Origin of the sequence: Candidatus Chloroploca sp. Khr17, assembly GCF_004138165.1 — a bacterium.
Lineage (GTDB): Bacteria > Chloroflexota > Chloroflexia > Chloroflexales > Chloroflexaceae > Chloroploca.
Map to the genome: position 1 here is coordinate 24,468 of NZ_RYFF01000025.1, position 15,253 is coordinate 39,720.

The window sequence follows — 15,253 nt, forward strand, 5'->3', positions numbered from 1 at the left end:
TGCGGCAAGGTCTCCAGGATGGCCTATGGGTAAGGTATGCGACACACTGGGCGGAGGGAGCATGACCAGCATTTTGATTGTCGAAGATGAGCTTCTGGTCGCAATGGATACCAAGGCATTGCTCACAAACCACGGCTATGATGTGACCGGGGTCGTGACGAGTGGCGGCGAAGCGGTCAAGCAAGCGTTGAACCTGCGCCCCGATCTGGTCTTGATGGATATTCGGCTCAGGGGCGAGATTGATGGCGTGACTGCCGCAACCCAGATTTTAAGTCATTTAAGCGTGCCGGTAATCTATGTCACCGCTTTTGCTGATGAGGCCACGTTGCTGCGTGCGCGTACCACGGCCCCCTATGGCTATCTCGTCAAGCCGTTTGATGAGTCGACACTGATTGCTTCGATCACGATGGCCGTTGAACGCCATTCCCGTGATAGCCGCGCTACTTCGCGGGCCGAACTGCTCAGTACCATCCTCAATGGCAGTGGTGATGCGGTGCTTGCCGTCGATGCGAATGGCCTTGTGACCTATGTAAATGACCACGCGGCACGGATTTTGCACCAGGATCCGCAACAGGCGCTTGGGCGACCTGTCGCATCGGTGGTGCCGCTGCGCGATCCGTTTACCGGGGCGCTCGTGGCCCCCCCTGCGCTTGATACGCTGCTCGGGGCCGCAGCGTCCCCACGTCCCCGAACGCTCGATCTTTGCATCCCCGGTCATGCCATCCGCTCGGTTATGGTCGGCGCAGCCCCGGCCAATGGCACCTCGGGGGTCACCGGTGCGGTGATGATCCTCTGGGAACAACCCGCTGGGACCAATCGCACCCCCCAATTCACGCCAATCGCGCAAGCCATAACGCCCGCAGCGCCCCCGTCGCCTCAGCCCGCGCCACGTCCGCTTAGCCCGGCAATCCAGGTCTCACACCTCAGCGCGGCCTGCGCAAGCTTGATCGCCCCCGGTCATGTTGACCGTCTGCTCAAACTGCACCTCTTGCTCGTGCTTCAGCAACATCCGCAATTACACCACGATGCGCTGAGCCTAAGCGAGTGGCTCAAAGAGCCTCCCTGGGAGGTGCAAGAGGCGTTGACCGAATTGACCGAGATTGGTCTGCTGGCCCATAATGGCGCGACCAGTACGCCTGCCTATTATCTTATCGCGGGCAATGATCAGAGTGGGGTGGCCGCGCTGGCCCGCGCTTTTGATGATCCCGAGTTACGTCAACTCCTCGTTACCCGGGTACGTGCTGCCCAACAGGAACGGATGATGCGCCAGCCGCCCCCTTGGGATTTTCTGCGCTAAGCTGTGCTCTCAGGGATAAGAAGCGTCACCGTTGTGCCAGGTGAGTGTTGCCAGAGAAGCTTGCCGCCGATCTGCGCGGCAAGTGCATGGATGATCTGGAGACCCATTGTCGAACTGATCGCAGGCTCAAAATCGGCGGGCAGCCCCGCTCCGTTGTCGGCAACCTTCAAAATGATCGCCCGCGAGGCATCGCGTACCCCGGTGATCGTGATTGTTCCCGACTGCCCCGGTAAGAAGGCGTGCCGCAGGCTATTGGTCAGCAATTCATTGAGTAACAGACCCAACGCCATCGCCTGATCCACATCAATCCCCGGTACTTCGATCTCGCTGCAGACCACCACATTCCTGGCAACCACCCGATAAGCCCGCAAGAGATCGGCGACCAGTGCGCGTACGTATGCGGCCAGATCAATGCGCGCCAGATCAGGAGCCTGATAGAGTCGCTCGTGGATCAGCGCCATGGCGCGGACGCGCCGCTGACTCTCAAGAAAGAGTTCACGGGCCTGCGGGTCGTCAATGCGGTCGCTCTGCAGCCGCAACATCGAGGCAATGACCTGCAGGTTATTCTTAACCCGATGATGGATCTCTTTGAGCAAGACCTCTTTTTCGTTGAGCGAGTTGCGCAAGCGAACTTCATCCTCGCGCACGGCTGTAATATCACGCAGCACGCTCTGGTGGAGATTGGGGCCAACCCGTACTGCCGTATACTGGGCCACGCCACGGGTACCGTCGGGGCGCCGAAAGGGGAACTCGCCCGTATCACGGCCTACCTCAAGATAATGCCGGTGCCGTTCAGCGGCCTCGGCCCCTCGGTCTTCTCGCAACTGATCGGCGCTCATCCCGATTAGTTGCGTGCGCGGAACCCCAAAAAGTTGCACTGCTGCCTCGTTGACATCAAGATAAACCCCACGATCATCTGTCAGGACAATCGCATCAGGACTCGCTTCAAAGAGACGCCGATAGCGTTCTTCGCTTTCGCTCAGTCCATCTGTGAACAATGCCGCAGGTGTCTGAGTTGAATCGGTTGCGCCATTTTGGGTTATGCGATACCCACCGCGGCGGCGGCGCAACGATGGCAAGCAAATAGCCAGACGACGATTCATAGGGGTTCGCGCCCTGCTCCTTCTTCTTTTCAGGGGGTAACAGGCCCCTGAGACAAGTTGCGCCTCAAGCTTGCTCAGACTATACTGCATAATGCAGACAAAATCCAGTCCTCAGCCAGAATAAATCAGGCGTCTGATCACGGAGGAGTCACCAATGCGGGTCTTGCTCTTAGATAACTACGACTCGTTTACCTATAATCTCTATCAGTATCTCAGTGAACTTGGTGCCACGGTCGACGTGCGCCGGAACGATGCGATCACACTGGCCGAAGCTGCGGCACTCCAACCAGACCGGATTGTCGTCAGTCCCGGGCCATGTACGCCCACCGAAGCCGGGCTTAGCATCGCTTTGATCCAGGAACTGGGGCCGCATATTCCCACGCTGGGCGTCTGCCTGGGGCATCAAGCGCTCGGGGCGGCTTTTGGCGGGGCAGTCATCCGTGCGCCACACGTGATGCACGGTAAACGCTCGGCCATCTATCACGAAGGTGAAGGTGTCTTCGCCGGGATGAACCAGCCTTTCCAGGCAACCCGCTACCATTCCTTGATCGTACGTCGTGACGACTTGCCCGACAGCCTCGCGATTACCGCCTGGACCGACGACGGCCTCATTATGGGCCTGCGCCACCGTACCTATCCCATTGAAGGGGTACAGTTCCATCCCGAGTCGATCCTCACCGACGATGGCAAACGGATGTTGCAAAATTTCCTCTCGGGGTGAGGATTTTGGTGTCGTTCGCCGTCCACGAATGGGGGCACGAATGAACGAAGAGCGCATAGAGCAACCCATGTTCGTTTCTTCGTGATCAGCATTCGTGGTCGGCGGCGCTACCGGGAAATGTAGTTCCCAGACCACTGATTAGTCTGGGAAGTAAGGGTTCTGACCTTCCTGGGAGCGAGGGCGCGGCGCCCTCGCTCCCAGGAAGGTCAGAACCCTTACTTCGCACCAACCCGACATCAGCTATAATAGAGCGTACGCTATGATCGTTCTTCCGTGTGGAGCAACTATGCGCCTGGTAACTTTTGTGCCGCCTGATGGTCACGCCCGTGCCGGGGCCTTGCTCGTCGATAGTGTCATTGATCTGGCCTCGGCGGCACCACTCGTACTCGAAGAGTCTATCGATCTGCGCTGGGATCTGCTCAGTCTCTTGCATGCTGAACAGGATGTTGGCCTCGATACGGTCGAGGCGATTGTGAGCGCCGTGGTACAAATGCTTGGCTTTGCTCCTGCAGAGATCGGTGAGTTCGAAGAGATGCTCTCTATCTCAACAGGCAGTGTGTCGCTCGGCGGTGAGGCGATGGTCTATCCATTGGATCAGGTGAGCTTGCTCGCGCCATTGCCACGCCCGGCGAGTCTGCGTATCTATGGGAGCTTTGAAGAGCACGCGCTGGCCATGGCAAGTCTCCGCGAGAGTCGTCTCACCGATGTCTGGTACCGTGGCCCGGCTTTTAGCTTTGCGAATCACGGGGCAGTGTATGGTTCCGGGGCTGAAATCCTCGCTCCCCCGAGCGACGAACTCGATTATGGGCTAGGTTTGGGCTGCGTGATCGGCCAGCGTATCCGCGATGTTAGCCCTGAGACGGCACGTGAGGCCATCGCCGGCTACATGATTATCAATACCTGGACGGCCCGCGATTACGAGGCCGAAGAGCAAGCCCTGGGCCTTGGCCCGATCAAAGCACGTGATTTTGCCACCTCGCTTGGGCCATGGCTGGTCACACCCGATGAACTTGACCTCTATGCCGATGATCAGGGGCGGATGAGCCTGACGATGATCGCTCGCGTCAATGGCATCGAGATGTCACGAGCGACGGCAGCCCTGCAATACTATTCGTTCGCTGAGATGATTGCTCACGCCAGTCGCAATGTGACGCTCTATCCAGGTGATGTGCTTGGCACCGGCGCAGTGGGGGGAGGTTCGCTGTTCGAACGTACCAATGGCTACGGACCATGGCTGGCTCATGATGATGTTGTTGCGTGTGAACTAACCGGTCTGGGCATATTGAGCAATCGGATCATCTGAGAGGGAAAGCTTATGCAAGCACTTTCGCGCATACTCCTTGGCATTATAACCGCCGTTCTGTCAGTGGGCTTGGTCATTTTTGGGGTTCAGAATACCGAACCAGTTCAGATTAAGTTTCTTAATTTCAGTAGCAATAACATCTCAGTTTCACTGGTGATGATTGGATCGGTTATTATGGGGGCCGTGCTCATCTGGCTGATGGGGCTTTGGCGTGAGGCACGCCTGAGCCTTCGCCATCGCCGCGAGGCCAAGGAGCGGGCCCTGCTTGAGAGCAAGAATAAGGCACTTGAGACCCGTGTCAAAGAGCTTGAACGCCAATTGAAAAGTGACGGCCTGCTTGATACAAAAACTGACGGCCAGGCCGCAACCAAAAAATCAACCTCGCGCCTGTGAGGTTACGGGGTTGGGTTGAGGTAACATGGAAAAGGGTGAATACATAACAATGGCAGCCGTCGAGCGGCAACACTGGTGGTATGTGGGCATGCGTACCCTCAGTGCGGCCTGGCTCGATCAGGTCTTTGCCAGCAGGCACGACCTGCACATCCTTGATGCCGGTTGCGGTACCGGCGGCGATGCGCTCTTTTTGCGCCAGTATGGGACGGTCATCGGGCTTGATTATGCCGCCGAAGCGACGGCTTTCGTTGGTGAACGGCTGCCCGGACGCTTTGCCCGTGGCTCAGTCCTTGATCTGCCGTTTGCCGAGCATAGCTTTGACCTTGTCACATCGTACGATGTGCTCTATCATACCGGGGTGCCCGATGAAGCCCCAGCGTTACGTGAGGTGCGTCGTGTCTTGCGTCCCGAGGGGCATCTGTTATTGCGCCTGCCGGCCTATGAGTGGTTGCGCTCACGCCACGACCGTCAGGTGCATACGCGTAGGCGCTATGTTGCCAGTGAGGTACGCCAGATGCTCGCCAAGGCAGGGTTTGTGGTCGAGCGCCTCAGTTATGTGTTGAGCCTGCTCTTTCCGTTGCCAGCAACGACCCGCTTGCTCGAACGTTTCCAGTCTGATCACGGTGAAGCGTCGGCGATGGAATTACCTGGCACGATGCTCAATACAATCCTCTATCTTCCCATGGCGTTTGAGGCCAACTGGCTCAAAATGGGCGGAACGTTTCCGTATGGTCTGTCGATCCTCTGTTTGGCACGGGTCAAGCCAGCCTTGCCCAAAACAATGCTTCCAAGGATGGTGAAGTAGTTATGCATCAGGTTGAACCTGTTTCGTCGCCCACTGAACGGGCACTCGATCGTTTGAGTAGCTCACCACGGCTCTGGAACGCTCTGCGTTGGCTCGCCGAGGCTGGGTTTGCCGGTGAACGGATGGCGATTGCCCGCGAGTTGCGCCCCTGGCACGGTGATACGCGCCGCTTCCTTGATCTTGGCTGTGGTACCGGTGAGTTTGCACGCGAGTTTCCTCCGGGCCATTATGTCGGCGTCGATCCATCGTTTGCCTATGTCCAGTTTGCCGCCCACCATCGCCCCGGGGCCTATCTCACCGGGCTCGGTGAGGCTTTGCCCTTCCAGGATGCAAGCTTTGACGCCGGGTTGGTCTGTGGGGTGCTTCACCATCTGCCTGATGCCACAGCCAAGGCCGCGATGAGCGAAATGGCCCGCGTCTTGCGCCCCAAGGCTCCACTCCTGGTGATCGAAGATATCCCACCGCCAGGCCGCTCGAATCCTGCCGGGCAGATGCTGCACACGCTTGATCGTGGTGGCTATATCCGTACGACCGAGGCCTATCGCGCTATCTTTGGGCCAACTTTTCGGGTTGAGCAAAACTATGCGATGCGCACTGGTATCTGTGATTACGCGGTCTACCTGCTGCGTCATGGATCATGATGAACAATAGACAGCGGGTGGCAACCGATCAGCCAACAACGTCAATGAGCCAGTCTCACGTGTCCCAAAAGGGGCTAGTACCTATGCTGCTTGTGTTTTTAATGCTGCTGACAGCCAGTACCCTGACCGTGATTGGTGAAGTGCTGCTGAAGCTTGGGGTCAATGTCGTCAGTGAGCAGGTCGGGGCTTTTTCGCTTGCGCCCGAGGTGCTCTGGGCCACATTTACGGACTGGCGGGTGATCAGTGGTTTTGTCCTGATCTTTGGGGGCGCGATCTTCTGGCTCGGGGTGATCTCGCGGGTGAACCTGTCGTTTGCCTATCCGCTACTGGCCCTCAATTATGTGCTTGTGCTGGTACCATCCCGTCTGGTGCTCAATGAGATGATTACGCCAACCAAGCTTATTGGGGCAGTGATTGTGGTGATCGGGGTGATTGTAATTACCTGGGGTGCCGCTAATCAGTGATGAAAGGCGGGGCATGAAGGGGTTTCTGGTTCCTGCTGGCTTGCTCGCTGCCGCACTCACGCTCTGGATTTTTGCCTATCAGGTACCGTTCCGTCAGGTGATCCACGTCGGTGGCGAGGTCACGACTCAGCGCCGCTTTGATGATCAACCCTTTTTGCTGCGGGTCAATGGCTCTGAACCTGCCGATCGCGTGGCTGACCCCGACCAACCCGAGGCGTGGCTCTGGTGGTGGGAAGTGCTTGAACGTACGGGTGGCCGTTCTTACCGCTGGACAACCGCTGAGTCAACGCTGCTCGTGCCCGGTGTCGGTGGTCAGACCTATCTGGTTGAGCTTGTAGCAGGCGGTCAACCTGGTGGGGTGATGACAACCTGGGAGACCGGGGAGGGACGGCGCACCACGCTGTTTTTGCCCGAGGGAGGCCCACGCCGCTACCTGCTCCTCGCGGCCACCGAGGGCAATGGTGATCTCCGCATCATTATGCGCACGCCGCCGTTTGAAGCTCCCGGTGATCGGCGTGAACTCGGTTTTGTGCTCTATGATCTTCGCCTGCAAGGCGTTGATCAGGGGCTGCACACCCCTGCCTGGCCGCAGTTGCTCTGGCTCGGTGTGGCCTTGCTCGCCCTCTATGCCTGGGTGCTAGCCGCTGGGGCTGGCCGCAGTGGTGCGGTTGCGCTGGCAAGCCTTGGCATGCTCGCAGCAGCGGCAACCCTGATCTGGCAGCGCCCCGCCCTGACCCTCTTTACCAGCCTGATCGCCCAGTTAACCCTGATCGGGGCGACAGCAACCCTACTTGCCGCGTGGGCTGCACGCTCTTTCGGCGAGCGCCATCGGCTGGTGGCTGGCCTCGCACCGGTTGTCGGATTGGTCACAGCCGCCTTTGCGCTCCGCATGGCTGGCATGCTCCACCCACACGCCCTCTACAGCGATACGATGCTGCAGGCCAATAAGCTCTTTGAGGCCAGCCTTGGGCAAATCTTTATGACGGCCGGCTTGCCAACCGCGACCGGAGGCGGCGTGGGGCCGTATCCGCCGGCCCCTTTCCTGGTGATGATGCCGGCCATGCTGCTGGTTGAGTCGAGTGCGGCCAACCGCATCCTGATAGTGCAGACAGGAACGGCCCTGCTCGATAGCCTGGTTATGGTCGCGCTCTGGGTAATGCTACGGCACGCTGGTTATCGTCAACGGGTGGCCTTGCTTGCCCTGACAGGCTATCTGCTGCCCGTGACGGCCCTCGAATCCTTTTCCGTGGGTGAACTGGCCAATCTGAGCGGTCAGGCGCTGGCAATCCCGCTGCTGCTGCTGCTCGCTCTGGGGGCAGGAGCGCGACCGACAGGCCCTGTTAGCCGACCCGCGCCCGCGCTGGTCAGCCTGCTTGGCGTCGCGCTTGCCGTCGCGCTCGTCGCCCACTCAGGGGTAACGCTCTCGATCGGGGCGGTGATGGCTGCGGCCTGGCTGATCGCCCTGCTCGACTACCTCCGCCAACACGATGGCCCGTTCAACCTCATGCGCCTGAGCCTGGTTGCAGCGTTGGCCCTCGGGTTCGTGCTGGTCTTTTATTACACGGCGCCGGTCTATCTCGCCAGCCTGCGTGAGCGGGGCGGGGGTGAAGCGGTGAGGGGAATGGGGTTACCTGCGATTATGGTCGATACCGCCAGAGGCATCCTCGGGCTGGCCCCGCCAGGGCGACGATCCATTGCGATCCCCTTTGTGCTGAGCCTCGCGGCCCTTGGCGGGCTCGCGCTGATCTGGGCGCAACGGCACCTGCAACCCCGCGCACGAGCCTTACGCGCCACCCTACTGGTCTGGTGGCTCGGCACCCTGCTCACCCAGGGCTTGCTGCTCGTCGCCGACCAGGGCGTGCGCTGGGGGCTCTTCCTCTACCCAGCCCTCTGCCTGAGCGCGGGGCTCTTGCTCGGAGCCTTCTGGCAACGCGGGCGGGCGGGCCGGTTGGTCAGCAGTCTGATGGTTGCCTACATCATCAGCTACGGCATGATCCACTGGATCATCCAGGTACGCGATTATTTTCACATCTAAGTTTTTTCATACAAAAAGGGCCAGCTAAGCTGGCCCTTTTTGATCTACCTCAAAAAACTTACTCGTCGCGGGCGATATCACGGACAACGTCGGTGACCGAGAGAATGCCCAGGGGCTTTTTGCCCTCATCGCTATCATCAAGAACGACCACACGATGAATCCGCCGCTCCATCATCAATTTACTCGCATCCTGCATCGTATCCTGGCTGCGCACCGAAACAACATCAGTCACCATAATATGACCAGCCGTCAGACCGCGCCAATGCTTCCAATACTGCTCATAGAGCCGCGCATTAACAAGGTCAGTGCGCGAGATGAGCCCGATCATATCTCCATCCTCATTAATTACAATGAGGGCACTGACATCATTATCGGCCATTTGCCGCGCAACATCCTGAATCGGGGTATCGCGTGAGCAGGTAAGCACACCATGATGCATAATCTCACTGACCAGACGCTCCATACAGAGGGATCCTTTCGCGCAAAAGAAGACGACCTTGTGAAGAATTCTACATACGAGTGTAACGGGACTGACACATTGCGTCAACTACCAATGCGGGTAGGACTGCCCATTCGTTTGTCAGTACCCTTTTGGTGAGCATCGGCACGACAGGATCGTTATGCTCGGTCACTGACGTGTCCAGGTCAGGAGATTCCAGGTAAAGGGAGCCGTTGGGTCGGCCTCGATCCCGAGGATCGTCGGATTCGCAAGAACCAGATCCACACGTTGGAAGAGAGGCAAGACCGGGAGTTCCTGGGTAAAGAGCTGTTGCTGCTTGAGGTAGGCGGCAAGTCGTTCCTGGCGATCGAGGGAAGTTGTTGCCACACGGATCGCCCGGTCGGCCTCAAAGAAACACCAGCCCGAGAAGTTGTTGCCTGTCCAGCCATTGCTCTCATTCGGCACACCCGCACAGCTCCAGCGCTCCCATCCACGGGGGTCAGGCCCGGCGATCCAGGCAAAGAGGGCGAGATCAAACGTGCGGCGGAAGAGTTGGCCCTCAGGACTATAGAGGGTTGTGGTCGGCAATTCTTGCACCGAGATCCCAAGGCCAACGCCCGCCAGATCATCGCGAATCTGTTCAGCGGTGGCAACGCGGAGGGGGGAACCCTGGGTCGTAATGAGATTGAGAATGAAGGGTTGACCGGCCACTTCGCGCAAACCATCGCCATCCGTATCAACGATGCCAACTTCATCAAGCAACTGCCGTGCCAGATCAGGATTGAAGGGATAGCGCGTCAACTGATCAAGCGGTGCTGCGGCCCAATGCTCAGGCACAATCCAGCTTTCCAGCACACGGCCATAGCCGCCGAGCAACGTCGCATTCATCGCCTCGCGATTGATCGCGTGGGCAATAGCCCGACGCACACGAATATCTTGCAAGGCCGCCACATCAAGATTGAAATCGAAATGTTCCCAGATCGGGCTATTGACCGCATCAACCATCAGCAAACCAGCCTCGGCATCGGCACGAAGCGCCGTCAGGAGCTCGGGAGGAGGCTGATTGAGTGCGACGACATCGAGACTTCCACCGGCGACTGACGTACGCAAGAGATCAACGTTATCACGAAAGACAACGCTAATGCCCGTGATGCTCTCGTTGGCCTCGGGATAGAACGGATTGCGGGCCAACCGGGCACTGCCCGGCTCACGGCGTTCGAGCATAAACGGGCCATAGCCCACCGGCTTGAGGGCAAACTCACTCATCATGAAATCATCGAGTGGCTGATCGGCCAGCAGATGGCGCGGAAGGGGGGTAAAGTAGGTACTCGCATACGCCGGATCAACAAAATCAGGCTTCAACACGGCGCGCGTCGTATAGGGGTCGACGAGCTCATAGCGTTCGAGCAAGGCCAGTTTATCGTTCGTCTCTTGGCCCAGATTGATCTGGCGCGCCAATTCGTAGGCAAAGAGCGAGTCTTCAGCGGTCAACGGCGTTCCATCTGACCAGACAAGGTCAGGGTTCCAACGGAAGGTCACATTGATCTGTTCGACGGTCGTGATCGTCTCAGTTGGGGTCGGGCTAATGAGGCCGAGCGAGTCAAGATAGACCTCGACCTCGGTGAAGGCCACATCGCCATTCTCGAAACTGGGCACACGTTCAAGGACGCCGGTGTTCGTATAGGTATAGCCCATGAGCAACAGGGGCGAAGGAAAGAGCAACTCGGCCAGCGACGCGCTCACCCGTTCATCGGCACTATCAATGTGGTAAGGCAAGAGATCAGCTGGTTCAGCAGCGAGCCCGATGCGCACGCTGCCTGCGCTGACAACCGGTGGTTCTGTCGCCACGAGTGCCTCGGTTGCGTCAGGCAACTGCGCACCTGCAACCGTTGGGGTAGGCGGAAGCGTCACCGTGCGTTCAACGCCCCCCTCAATCTGACAGGCACCCAAGAGCAAAACCCAGAGCAAGATAGAGAAGAGAAGAGATTTTTTCATATCTAAGGAGGCATTGTAGCGGATCAGGTTCTAATTGTCTAATGTCCTATCAGCTGTACCTGTTCACACGTCTCCTGGGAGCGCGGGCGGCTCGCCCGCATCCAGACCCGAGCGGGCGAGCCGCCCGCGCTCCCAGGGTGGTGCTTTACCCCAAGTCTGAACAGGCCCTATCAGCTCAGGCAGGCTTGGTTGACAAAACAAAACAAGACGGGTTACAATCTCGCTACGCATGTTCTGAAAATTTGCCGGTATGACTGTACAGAAACAATGACCCTCCCTTCGCTACCAATTCGGTATGAAAATCATATTGCCCTTGGGCATCCTGATCGCCGTCGGGTGCTCGTCTTGCCCGATGCCGACGGATGGCGCCTGCCAACGTTTGTTGAGGCTGAAGGCCACTTCTGGCAGGAGATCGGGCATATCAATCACTGGATGGCTGAACATCTCGGGCTAGCGGCGACCACCCTACGTTGCCTGGCGATCAATTATACGCCCGACGACGAGGTACTCTCTAAAGTCTATGCCGCCGTACTCGAAGAACGGGTTCCTATTCTGCCCCACGAGGCTTCCTGGGTCTCAGCCGAAGAGGTCTTGACCCTGCCCCTGGCGGTGGAAGAACATCGGACGGCCCTGGTTGACTGGTTTGCCTGGTACAGTGCAAGTGCGACACCTGCGCCAGCCCTACGGACGCCATGGTATATGCCAGGCTGGTATGAAGCTGCGGTTGCATGGGCCAACCACACCCTGCATCAACACCAGATGCGGCTCACCGGCCAGCCGATCCAACTCCGTTCATGGCAGCGGTCGGCAATTGTGCGCCTGCCGACTGACCAGGGCGCGGCCTATTTGAAAGTGGTACCCCCAGTGGCGCACTACGAGCCAGCCCTGACTACAGTCCTGGCTGCGCTGACGCCACGCCGTGTGGCCCAGCCAATTGCGCTTGATCAGCAGCACGGGCGGTTGCTGATGCATGAAGTACAGGGCACCAGTTTGATGCTCTACCGTGACGATGATGATCTCGCCCTCTGGCAACAGGCCCTCGCCGAATTTGCCACCCTCCAGATTGCGACGGCCAGCCATCTAGGCGACCTGCGGGCAACTGGCCTCCCAACACGCCCACTCGCTGAACTCGAGCGCTACGTGATGGCCCTGCTCCACGATCTTCCCGCCACCCTGCCCAACCGTCCAGCCGGGCTTTCCCGCCACGAACGCGAACGGCTGCGCCAGCTGGCCGGGCAACTCAGTAGGCGCTGGGAAGCGCTCCAGAGCGACGGCATTCCCCTGGCGCTCGAACATGGTGATTTCTGGGCCGGGCAGGTACTGATCAACGAGAACGCCTTTGTCTTTCTCGACTGGGCCGACAGTTCACTCAGCCATCCCTTCTTTAGCCTACTGCTCTTGCTGGTCGAGAGCGAGGATTTCTTGCCCGATATTCCCAACGTACGCGAACGCCTGCGTGATGCCTATCTTGAGCCGTGGGCCTCGGTTGTGCCAGGGATCAACCTGGTGCATACCTTCGAGCAGACCCAACTGCTCGCCGCGCTCCAACAGGCCGTCTATTACCATACGGTTGTCTTGCCCAGCCTCGAAGTCAAGTGGGAACTCGAACTCATGCCTCCGTTTTACCTCAAAATGGCCCTCCGGCTCAGCGAGAACGAAGGATAGTGCCCAATACCTTGCATATAAGACGGATAGTTTGACGCAAAGGCGCAAAGGCGCAAAGGCGCGAAGGTTTGAGGGATTTCTATGCGCAGCTTTGCCCCTTCGCGCCTTTGCGTCAACACGAGTCAACTGTATGCGCTCAGGTATCAGTCGTGGCGAGTTGCTGCAACATCGCCTGGGTATCAATCAGGTGATTGTTAAAGATGCTGCGGGCAAGCTCTAGCAACTCGGCAAGCAACGGGTCACGCAGGCGATAAAAGACACTGGTACCATCTTTGCGGGTCTCAACAATGTTGCGCGTGCGCAAGATCGCCAGTTGCTGCGACACACTCGACTGATCCACCCCAAGCGCGGCCTGCAGGTCGGTCACGCTCTTTTCCCCGGCGATCAGCTGCTCAAGAATGACCAGGCGTAACGGATGGCCGAGCGCTTTGAAGAACTCGGCTTTGAACTGATGAAGAGGTTGATACATTATGTCACCTTCGCCTCAAACGCCAGACGTTCCTGGGCTTGCTGCAAGACAATGCAACGCTCGCCGTGGGCATGGCAATGGGGGCACCCCGCCACCATCCGCCGCTCGTGCAACTCGACAATCACATCAGCAGAACTCCAGTAGATGTAGCGCATACCAATCTTCTCGGCAAGCCCGGTGCGCTGAAAGAGCTCCATCACCGCTGGCTGCAAGGCGGTAAAGAAGATCTCGCCGCCACGGGCGCGATGCTCTTCGACAATCTGGCTGATCGCCTGGGTGCCCATCACATCGATCATGGGCACCCCGCGCATGCTGATGATGAGACTATAATACTCGTTCGCATGCTTGAAGGCTTCAAGAATCGTATTGACACTGCCAAAAAAGAGCGGGCCGGTCAGATAATAGACATGGATGCTTGGGCAGGTGGCGGTAATGGGAAAGCCCTGCTGCTGCATCTTTTCGGCATTAATGGGCTCGCTCGTGACGGTGGTACTGATGGCCGACTGACGCAGGTAAATAATAGCCGACAGGCTGATCCCAATCATAATCGCCTGAGTCAAATCGAGAGCGGCGGTCGCGATCATGGTCACGAAAAAGCCAATGACGGCATGTTTCAGGCCACTGTGGATAAAAAAGTGGATGCTCTCCCATTCATTCATCCGCCAGGCCGTGACCAGCAAAACCCCGGCAAGGGCAGCCAGCGGCACACGGCTAATCAGGGGGGCCAACACAAAGACACTGAGCAAGAGCACAAGCGAATGCACGATGCTCGTCACGCGCGTGACACCCCCACTCTTGATCGCCACACTCGTCCGGGCAATGGCAGCCGTGGCCGGCACGCCGCCAAAAAAGGGGATGATCAGGTTGCCAATGCCCTGCGCCAGCAACTCTTGATTGCTCTCAAACCGTCGTCCACTCATCGTCGCCCCCACCGAACCACAGAGCAAACTCTCGATCGCGCCGAGGGCAGCAATCGAAACGGCAGGCAAGAGCAGATCATTCAGTTCGAGCCAGGGGATCGCGCCAAAGGTAAGGCGCTGGTCGAGCAAAATTGTCTGTGGGATTGTACCGATGACCGGGATATCCCAGCCCACCACGGCCACCAGGATCGTCACGAGCACCATGCCGACCAGCGAACCAGGGATCACCCGGGTCAAGCGCGGCATCATGATCATCACTGCCATCACCAGTACCGTCACCAGGATCGTACGCCAATCGGGCATCAACGGATGCGTGAAATAGTGCAACAGCCGCTCGAACGCATTCTCGGCGGGGGGAGTCGTCACGCCGAGCACATTGTCGAGCTGCCCGATCACAATAATGAGCGCAATGCCGCTGGTAAAACCCGCAATGACTGGTGAGGGAATGAACGAAATGTAGCGGCCAAGACGAAAGAGTCCCAGCAAGAGAATGAAGATCCCGGCCATCAACGCCGTAACCCAGAGCCCACCTAAGCCATAGCGTTGGGCCACGACGATCAATACCGCCGACATTGCCCCCGTCGGCCCAGAAATCTGAAAACTCGCCCCACTCAAGCCCCCAATGATGATCCCAGCGAGAATCGCCGTCACGAGCCCTGCGGCGGCATCAGCGCCTGACGCGACCCCAAACGCCAGGGCCAGGGGCAAACTGACGGCCCCGACCGTGATGCCCGCCAGCAGATCTCGCCGCAAGGTGTCGCCGTTGTACCCGGCAAATTCGTGACGCAACTGCTCAACCAGCGGAAGCTGCGCAAGACGCTGCATAGATCCACACATCCTTTTCTTAAATAATCAAATATACAAATATTCATATATTTGAGAAATAGTATAGGGTGGAGACTTCGTTCTGTCAAATAGGGCGATCCCCATCAAACCTGCCAGGTGGGCGCCAGGATATGTCTCTGGTACCCCAAGAAGCGCGGCGGCGTCCACCTAGCAGGTT

At 58.4% G+C, this 15,253-nt stretch carries 14 protein-coding genes; 9 read left to right on the top strand and 5 right to left on the bottom strand.

The features are described 5' to 3' along the window. Positions 1-61 precede the first annotated feature (61 nt). Positions 62-1,297 (top strand): response regulator, encoded by a 1,236-nt coding sequence (locus EKD05_RS14980; RefSeq protein ID WP_165360747.1) that lies wholly within the window; start codon positions 62-64, stop codon positions 1,295-1,297. Here EKD05_RS14980 and EKD05_RS14985 read toward each other — a convergent pair. Continuing rightward, positions 1,294-2,400, bottom strand: coding sequence for a sensor histidine kinase (locus EKD05_RS14985; protein WP_165360748.1), 1,107 nt, complete (start codon positions 2,398-2,400; stop codon positions 1,294-1,296). The genes EKD05_RS14980 and EKD05_RS14985 overlap by 4 nt on opposite strands. Positions 2,401-2,554: 154 nt before the next feature. Between EKD05_RS14985 and EKD05_RS14990 the strand changes: the two genes are divergently transcribed. From EKD05_RS14990 to EKD05_RS15020, 7 genes are all read left to right on the top strand, one after another. Further along, positions 2,555-3,121: an aminodeoxychorismate/anthranilate synthase component II gene (locus EKD05_RS14990; protein ID WP_129674120.1), complete on the top strand. Its 567-nt coding sequence runs from the start codon at positions 2,555-2,557 to the stop codon at positions 3,119-3,121. A gap of 286 nt (positions 3,122-3,407) precedes the next feature. Next, positions 3,408-4,424: a fumarylacetoacetate hydrolase family protein gene (locus EKD05_RS14995; protein ID WP_129674122.1), complete on the top strand. Its 1,017-nt coding sequence runs from the start codon at positions 3,408-3,410 to the stop codon at positions 4,422-4,424. A gap of 12 nt (positions 4,425-4,436) precedes the next feature. Then, entirely contained in the window at positions 4,437-4,817 is a 381-nt protein-coding gene (locus EKD05_RS15000; protein ID WP_129674124.1) for a lipopolysaccharide assembly LapA domain-containing protein, read from the top strand. A 25-nt stretch (positions 4,818-4,842) separates the two neighbouring features. Further along, entirely contained in the window at positions 4,843-5,622 is a 780-nt protein-coding gene (locus EKD05_RS15005) for a bifunctional 2-polyprenyl-6-hydroxyphenol methylase/3-demethylubiquinol 3-O-methyltransferase UbiG (RefSeq protein ID WP_129674126.1), read from the top strand. A gap of 2 nt (positions 5,623-5,624) precedes the next feature. After that, positions 5,625-6,263: a class I SAM-dependent methyltransferase gene (locus EKD05_RS15010; RefSeq protein WP_129674128.1), complete on the top strand. Its 639-nt coding sequence runs from the start codon at positions 5,625-5,627 to the stop codon at positions 6,261-6,263. 83 nt (positions 6,264-6,346) lie between these two features. Continuing rightward, positions 6,347-6,727, top strand: a complete 381-nt coding sequence (locus EKD05_RS15015; protein WP_240695795.1) for an EamA family transporter — start codon at positions 6,347-6,349, stop codon at positions 6,725-6,727. 13 nt (positions 6,728-6,740) lie between these two features. Beyond that, entirely contained in the window at positions 6,741-8,762 is a 2,022-nt protein-coding gene (locus EKD05_RS15020; protein ID WP_129674130.1) for a hypothetical protein, read from the top strand. Between the two features lie 58 nt (positions 8,763-8,820). Here the strand turns inward: EKD05_RS15020 and EKD05_RS15025 are convergent, their stop codons facing one another. Both EKD05_RS15025 and EKD05_RS15030 read right to left on the bottom strand, forming a co-directional pair. Further along, positions 8,821-9,225 carry a cyclic nucleotide-binding/CBS domain-containing protein gene (locus tag EKD05_RS15025; RefSeq protein WP_129674132.1) on the bottom strand — a complete coding sequence of 135 codons (405 nt, stop codon included), beginning with the start codon at positions 9,223-9,225 and terminating at the stop codon, positions 8,821-8,823. Positions 9,226-9,390: 165 nt separating this feature from the next. After that, a complete protein-coding gene (locus EKD05_RS15030) occupies positions 9,391-11,196 on the bottom strand; it encodes a peptide ABC transporter substrate-binding protein (protein WP_240695796.1) in 1,806 nt (601 codons plus the stop codon). 267 nt (positions 11,197-11,463) lie between these two features. On the opposite strand from EKD05_RS15030, the gene EKD05_RS15035 reads away from it, so the two are divergent. Then, on the top strand, positions 11,464-12,861 hold the full coding sequence (locus tag EKD05_RS15035; protein WP_129674134.1) for an aminoglycoside phosphotransferase family protein: 1,398 nt from the start codon (positions 11,464-11,466) through the stop codon (positions 12,859-12,861). Between the two features lie 136 nt (positions 12,862-12,997). Here EKD05_RS15035 and EKD05_RS15040 read toward each other — a convergent pair whose 3' ends face one another. Beyond that, positions 12,998-13,330, bottom strand: a complete 333-nt coding sequence (locus EKD05_RS15040; RefSeq protein WP_129674136.1) for a helix-turn-helix transcriptional regulator — start codon at positions 13,328-13,330, stop codon at positions 12,998-13,000. Further along, positions 13,330-15,075 carry a SulP family inorganic anion transporter gene (locus EKD05_RS15045; protein ID WP_129674138.1) on the bottom strand — a complete coding sequence of 582 codons (1,746 nt, stop codon included), beginning with the start codon at positions 15,073-15,075 and terminating at the stop codon, positions 13,330-13,332. Before EKD05_RS15045 ends, EKD05_RS15040 begins: the two co-directional genes overlap by 1 nt. Positions 15,076-15,253: the final 178 nt, after the last annotated feature.

Bases quoted from the DNA above. Each gene is read 5' to 3' on its own strand.
- EKD05_RS14980 (WP_165360747.1), top strand. From the start codon at position 62: ATGACCAGCATTTTGATTGTCGAAGATGAGCTTCTGGTCGCAATGGAT.
- EKD05_RS14985 (WP_165360748.1), bottom strand. From the start codon at position 2,400: ATGAATCGTCGTCTGGCTATTTGCTTGCCATCGTTGCGCCGCCGCCGC.
- EKD05_RS14990 (WP_129674120.1), top strand. From the start codon at position 2,555: ATGCGGGTCTTGCTCTTAGATAACTACGACTCGTTTACCTATAATCTC.
- EKD05_RS14995 (WP_129674122.1), top strand. From the start codon at position 3,408: ATGCGCCTGGTAACTTTTGTGCCGCCTGATGGTCACGCCCGTGCCGGG.
- EKD05_RS15000 (WP_129674124.1), top strand. From the start codon at position 4,437: ATGCAAGCACTTTCGCGCATACTCCTTGGCATTATAACCGCCGTTCTG.
- EKD05_RS15005 (WP_129674126.1), top strand. From the start codon at position 4,843: ATGGAAAAGGGTGAATACATAACAATGGCAGCCGTCGAGCGGCAACAC.
- EKD05_RS15010 (WP_129674128.1), top strand. From the start codon at position 5,625: ATGCATCAGGTTGAACCTGTTTCGTCGCCCACTGAACGGGCACTCGAT.
- EKD05_RS15015 (WP_240695795.1), top strand. From the start codon at position 6,347: ATGCTGCTTGTGTTTTTAATGCTGCTGACAGCCAGTACCCTGACCGTG.
- EKD05_RS15020 (WP_129674130.1), top strand. From the start codon at position 6,741: ATGAAGGGGTTTCTGGTTCCTGCTGGCTTGCTCGCTGCCGCACTCACG.
- EKD05_RS15025 (WP_129674132.1), bottom strand. From the start codon at position 9,225: ATGGAGCGTCTGGTCAGTGAGATTATGCATCATGGTGTGCTTACCTGC.
- EKD05_RS15030 (WP_240695796.1), bottom strand. From the start codon at position 11,196: ATGAAAAAATCTCTTCTCTTCTCTATCTTGCTCTGGGTTTTGCTCTTG.
- EKD05_RS15035 (WP_129674134.1), top strand. From the start codon at position 11,464: ATGACCCTCCCTTCGCTACCAATTCGGTATGAAAATCATATTGCCCTT.
- EKD05_RS15040 (WP_129674136.1), bottom strand. From the start codon at position 13,330: ATGTATCAACCTCTTCATCAGTTCAAAGCCGAGTTCTTCAAAGCGCTC.
- EKD05_RS15045 (WP_129674138.1), bottom strand. From the start codon at position 15,075: ATGCAGCGTCTTGCGCAGCTTCCGCTGGTTGAGCAGTTGCGTCACGAA.